The following is a 6,635-nucleotide window of genomic DNA, read 5'->3' as shown; positions in this document are numbered from 1 at the left end:
ACAGCCTGCCTGCAGGATCTCAGCGAACTGAATTGTTAGAGCAAAAGAGTCAGCTAAGGAGTTTATTAAATATCAGCAAAGAAACAGTTAAGCAGCAGAAGCTTGAGGACATAGAACATCTAATAAAAACTCAGGAAAGAAATAATGAGAAGGGTACTGCCCTCAAGGAAGACATGCTGGAGCAAGCTGAAAATCAATTACATGATCTCAAAAGATTAATGAACAGTTTCAAGATGGAACAGCAAGAGAGTGGGAAGTTACAAGTCCTGAAGGGCAGGCTGGCCAAGTTAAACCTGACCGATAGGATGGGTGAGCCGCTATCAGTATCAAAAGCAAAGTCTTCAAACACTGGACTGGCAGGTGACATTATCGATAATGATGCCTTGTCACCTGAGACCGGAACAAAATTAGCGCATATGAGTGCTCACATGGAACGATTGATGCGGGATCAGTGGAGGGATGAAGATATAACACGTATTCGGGATCAGATGCAGTGGATCAAGGGAGAGCTGAACAATTTAAAATCGTTAGGGCTTCTTACCGGAGAATTCAAAGAGGTCAGTAAGCAGTTTGAGGAGCTTAAGGTAAAGGATTTCCATCATCGTTTGGATAAGCTGAAAGATAAGCTGGAAGATAAGCTGGAAAAGGGCAATATAGGAAGCAGCAAGGATATACAGTCGATTGAACGGGACATTAAACAGTTATCCAAATGCTTCGATGAATTAGCACTTGTAGGTGGTGAAGAGCGTTCACAACTGCGGGAGCGCCAGGAAGCATTAAGTAACCAATTGGTCGAAATAAAAAGGCATTTCACGATTCACAATGATATTAAATTATTAGCCACTGACCTTGAAGATTTCAAACACAGAGACTTGCCCGACTTTGACCAAATCATCAAATTCTTTAATCATATAGAAGACAGTTTAAGAGAAATAGGCACGTTGATTGACAGCCTGCCTGCAGGATCTCCCCGAACTGAATTGCTAGAGCAAAAGAGTCAGCTCAGGAGTTTATTAAGTACCAACAAAGAAACAGTTAAGCAGCAGAAGCTTGAGAGTATAGAGCATTTAATAAAAACTCAGGAAAATAATAATGAGAAGGGTGGTGCCCTAGAGAAAAACATGCTTGAGCAAGCTGGCAAACACTTACATGATCTCAAAAAATTAATGGACAGTTTGAAGATGGAGGAGCAAGAGAGTGTTAAGTTAGACGACCTAGAGGTCAGGCTGGCAAAGTTAAAGCTGGCCAATGTGGGTGAGCCGGTATCGGTATCAAAAGCAAAGTCTTCCAATACTGGCCCGGCAGCTGATATTATCGAAAACCTGGAATTAGCTGAAGCTTTGATTACCACTTCGGAAAATAATACGGATGAGTTTAGTGAAAAACGTGCATCGGAAGCAAAAAGGCATCTTGATGAGGTAGAAGCTCGATGCGAGAAATTACGTGACAGACATCAACGAAGTGAATTGTTGGATAGGTGCCGAAGTATGAGCGCAAGACTGCAAAAAATAGAAGAAAAGAAAGGAGAGATTGTTGGGAAAAAAGTCGAAGAACTGTTAAATAGAGCGAATAATGCTATTAGGTGTTTTTCCAGTCCAGTGAGAGGAGAAGAGGTAAAAAAAGTGGAGGATCTGTTTGAGCTGGCAGGTAAGGAGATTGAAGAAGAATTGAGCGGTAGTAATTATGAAACTATACGAGATGGTCTATTTTCTAAGTTCAAACAACTGAAGGAAAAGCTACAACCATACAAGGTTAATATTAGTGATAGACACCAAACTACTGCTACAAACAGTGAAGTTAAAAATAGGATAGATCCTAGTCTTGATCATTACTTGAAAGAATATGAACGTAAGCATAAAGATCTGCAGGAACAGTTGCAGCGTTCCAGACAATACCCAATTGAACAACGCGCAGGTAAAATTTGTGATCTTAGGGAATTTTGCGCTAATACTTTAAAAACAGCAAAAGAACTGAAGCTCGAAAAATTCGCTGGTTTAGCAGATTATAAAAAAGAATGTCTGATTCTTAATAGTCATATTGAAACTGTTCGTATGGATATAGAAGCTCTGGACATACAGCTGGAGCAGCTGCGGAAAAAAAGATCTGATTGTATGCAATCCTAGACCCTGATGCCGTGCCGCTGTAAGACTCATTGTGGCACAAAAACTGGCAGTGGGTTAAATGTGTGGATAAAGTAAATCCGGACTGAAAATTCAGTTCGGTCTTATTTTATAGAAGTAAAATGCCATTTCGGTAAACAGTCATTTGCAAGAAAAAAGGCTTTAGCCGAAAGGGTATGCAGCGCTATCTTTGCTGTAATAAAGCAGTGTCTAATGAAATCTTTTATGCCTGAGTATTAATACAAATCTCCAACGGTTATGGTCGAAACTAAATCCTCTGTGGCTTGCCATGAGACCCAATAATACAGCACCGTACCCTGTCCATCAGGCCAGGTTGCCCGATGCAAGCAATACCGTTTCATCTGACGAAGGGGGTTCTGTAAGGCCAGTAACCACAGCTGTCATAAGTGGGGCCGGTGAACGGATGGATTCGGGTGATGGCCAATCGCTCTCAGAAAGAAGTGCACAACAGGTTACGGTGGCAGGGACGTTCGGCCTGGAATCATCTCAACATGGTAACACCGAAAGCCTGCCTACCAGAACAAGGTTAGCGCGTCTGAGTGCCCACATTGAACGATTGCTGGGGGATCAGTGGGCGGATGATCAGATAACAGAGTATCGAAATCAGATGCAGCAGATCAACGCAGGTCTGAAAGATTTAGAACAGTCGGAGCTTAAATCTTCTGAACAATATAGAAAGGTCAAGCGGCAGTTTGAGGAGCTTCAGGTAAAGGATTACCATCATCGTTTGGATGAGCTGGAAGGTAAGCTGGAAAGGGGCAATATAGAGAGCAAGGATATAAAGTTGATTGAACGGGCCATCGAACAATTATCCAAACGCTTCGATGAATTAGCACTTGTAGGTGATGAAGAGCGTTCACAACTGGTGGAGCGCCTGAAGGCATTAAGTAAACAGTTGGGCGAAGTAAAAAAGTGTTCCCGGATTCTCAATGATATTAAATCATTAGCCACTGACCTTAAAGATTTTAAATGCAGAGACTTGCCAGATTTTGACCAAATTATCAAATTCTTTAACCATAAAGAAGACAGTTTAATCAAAAAAATAGGCACGCCGATTGACAGCCTGCCTCCGGGGCCACAACGTACTGAACTTTTAGAACAAAAGAGTCAGCTCAGGAATTTATTAAATGCCAGCAAAGAAACAGTTAAGCAGCAGAAACTTGAGAGCATAGAAAAGTTAATAAAAGCTCTTGAAAATAATAATGAGAAGGGTGCTGCCCCCAAGGAAGATATGCTGGAGCAAGCTGGAAATCAATTAAATGATCTCAAAAAACTAAAGAATAGTTTGAAGATAGAGGAGCAAGAGAGTGGGAATTTAAAAGACCTGCAGGTCAGACTGGCAAAGTTAATTGTGACCAATAATGAGCAGGCAGCGATATCACAAGCCAGATCTTCAAACACTGCCCCGGCTGGCGATATTATCGAAAACCTGGAATTAGCTGAAGCTTTGATTACCACTTCAGAAAGTCACCCGGAGAAGTTTAGTGAAAAGCGTGCATCGGAAGCAAAAAGGCATCTTGATGAGGTAGAAGCTCAATGTGAGAAATTACGTGACAGTCGTCAACGAAGTGAATTGTTGGATAGGTGCCGAAGTATGAGCGCAAGGCTGCAAAAAATAAAAGAAAAGAAAGGAGAGATTGTTGGGAAAAATGTCGAAGAACTGTTAAATAAAGCGGATACTGCTATTAAGTGGTTTTCCAGTCCTGTGAGGGTAGAAGAGGTTAAAAAAGTGGAGGATCTGTTTGAGCAGGCAAGAAAGCAGCTAATAGAAGAGTTGAGTGGTAGTAATTATGAAACTATACGAGATGGTCTATTTTCTAAGTTCGAAAAACTGAAGGAAAAGCTACAACCATACAAAGATAATATAAGTGATAGTCAACAAGCTACTCCGCCCTCTTGTGATTCTCCTTCATTTTCTCAGACCTTAATAAAGTTAGCGGATTTAAGTGCTCGCATTGAACGATTGTTGGTAGATCCGTGGACGGATGATCAGATAACAGAGTGTCGAAATCAGATGCAGCAGATCAACTCAGATCTGATCAGTTTAGAAACGTCGGGGATTACACATTATTCAGTAACATTCGGAGAGGTCAGGAAGCTATTTGATGAGCTTCAGGTAAAGGATTCTTATCATCGATTGGGGGAGCTGAAAGATAAGCTGGATGGGATCAATATAGGGAACAGAAGGGATATACAGTCAATTAAACAAGACATTGAGCAGTTATCCAAACGCTTCGAGGAACTGGCACTTGCAGGTCTTGTAGGTGATGCAAAGCTTTCAGGGCTGAGGCAGGGTCGCGAGGTATTAATTAAGCAATTGAGTGGAGTGGAAACGTGTTACGATATTTCCGATCATATTAACTTATTAACTACTGACCTTAAGGATTTTAAATACAGGGACTTGCCCGAACCTGACCAAATTATGGATTTCTTTAACCATAAAGAAGACAGTTTAAGCGAAATAAGCAAGTTGATTGACAGCCTGCCTCTGGGGCCACAACGTACTGAACTTTTAGAACAAAAGAGCCGACTCAGAGATTTATTAAATACCAGCAAAGCAACAGTTAAGCGGGAGCAGCTTGATAACACAGAATGGTTGATAGAAACTCAGGAAAGTAATGTTGAAAAGGGTGGGTACCTAAATAAAGTCGTGCTCAAGAAAGCTGAAGATCAATTACATAATCTCAAAAGATTAATGAACAGTTTGAAGATGGATGAGCAAGAGATTGACAGGACAAAAAAACTGAAGGGCAGGCTGGAAAAGCTAAACCTGTCCTATATGAATGATCAGGCATCGGGATCAAAAGCAAAATCTTCAGACGCTGGTCTGGCAAGCATCATTATGGACAACCTGGGTAAAGCTGAAGCTTTTATTATCACTTTAGAAAGTAACGAGTATGACTTTAATGAACAGCGTATATTTGAAGCAAAGGGGTATCTTGATGAGGCAATAGTTCAGTGCCTGAGATTACGTGACGATATTCAACGAAATGAATTAAAGAGAAGATATAATGATTTGAGCCTTCGCCTTCCCCGTTGCTTGCGAGAAACGAAAGAAGAGATTGTTCGGGTAAAAGTTGAACCACTTTTTTTGAAAGCAAATTCTTATATTCGGATTCTTTCCAGACCCGTGGGAGTAAAAAATGTAAAAGAGGTGGAGGCTCTGTTTGAGCAGGCAGTAAAGGAGATAAGAAAAGAATTGAGCGGTAGTCATTATGAATCTATACCATATCTATTTTCTGAGTTTAATCAATTGTCGGAAAAGCTACAATCGTACAAGGATATTGAACGTTTGAGTGCCCACATTGAACGATTGCTGGTAGATCAGTGGACGGTTAATCAGATAACAGATTATCGAAATCAGATGCAGCAGATCAACACAGACCTGATCAGTGTAAAAACGTTGGGGCTTACACATTTTCCAGAAAAATACGGAGCGGTCAGGAAGCTGTTTGATGAGCTTCAGGTAAAGGATTCTTATCATCGTTTGGGTGAGCTGAAAGATAAGCTGGATGGAGTCAATATAGGGAAGAGTATCGATATACAGTCGATTGAACACGAAATTGCCCAGTTATCCAAACACTTCGATGAATTGGCACTTGTAGATGATGAAGAGAGATCAAAACTGGTGGAGCGCCAGGCGGCATTAAGTATCCAGTTGGCCGAAGTAAAAAGGTGCGGGATTTGTAATGAAATTAAATCATTAACTATCGCAAACCTGGATGAAGCTGAAGTTTTGATTACTTTTTCAGAAAATGACCCGTACGGATATAGTGAAGAACGAGTATTGGAAGCAAAGGAGTATCTTGATAAAGCAATAGATCAGTTCACGAAACTACGTGACAAGGATGAACGAAATGAACTACTAGAACTACTAAAAGATGAACGAATTGAACTGTTGTATAGACACCGAAGTTTGAGCCTTAGGCTACAGAAAATAGAAGAGCGGAAAGGAGAGGTTGTTTGGAAAGAAGTCAAAAAACTGTTGGATAAAGCGAATACTTTTATTGATTGTTTTTCCAGTCCTGTAAGAGTAGAAGAGGTAAAAGAAGTGGAAGCTATGTTTGAGCAGGCAAGAAAGGAGATAGAAAAAGAATTGATGGGTAGTCATTATGAATCTACACGACATGCTCTACTCTCTGAGTTCTCACAACTGAAGGAAAAGCTACAACCATACAAGGATAATATAAGTGATAGTCAACAAGCTAGTGCTGCTGCAAACAGTCAAGGCCACACAGACACCGTCAAGGCCAAGGTATTGTCGGGCAGTGATAGATCCAAGCGCCTTCGGGATTTTCACGATGCTGCCTGCAATGGCAACACATGGTTGATCAGGGAATTGCTGAAGATGGACCCCTCCCTGGCCAAAGAGAAGGCTAACGGTGGCTGGACGGCTCTCCACTTCGCTGCTAAAAATGGCCACAGAGAGGCCATCCAGACATTGCTGGACTTTGACCGCTCCCTGGCCAAAGAGAAGGATAACTATGGCCAAAC

General features: G+C 41.3%; 2 protein-coding genes. Both read left to right on the top strand.

Features of this window, described 5'->3' with window-relative positions:
• The coding region (locus KDK15_RS03900) for a hypothetical protein (RefSeq protein WP_257294054.1) at window positions 1–2,123 on the top strand (2,123 nt) is incomplete at its 5' end.
• Window positions 2,124–2,544: 421 nt separating this feature from the next.
• A partial coding sequence (locus KDK15_RS03895) for an ankyrin repeat domain-containing protein (RefSeq protein WP_257294053.1) occupies window positions 2,545–6,635 on the top strand: 4,091 nt, incomplete at its 3' end.

Origin of the sequence: Endozoicomonas sp. YOMI1, assembly GCF_024606345.1 — a bacterium.
Taxonomy (GTDB): domain Bacteria; phylum Pseudomonadota; class Gammaproteobacteria; order Pseudomonadales; family Endozoicomonadaceae; genus Endozoicomonas.
The sequence above is the reverse complement of the archived record's forward strand: the minus strand, read 5'-3'. Positions and strand labels throughout refer to the sequence as shown.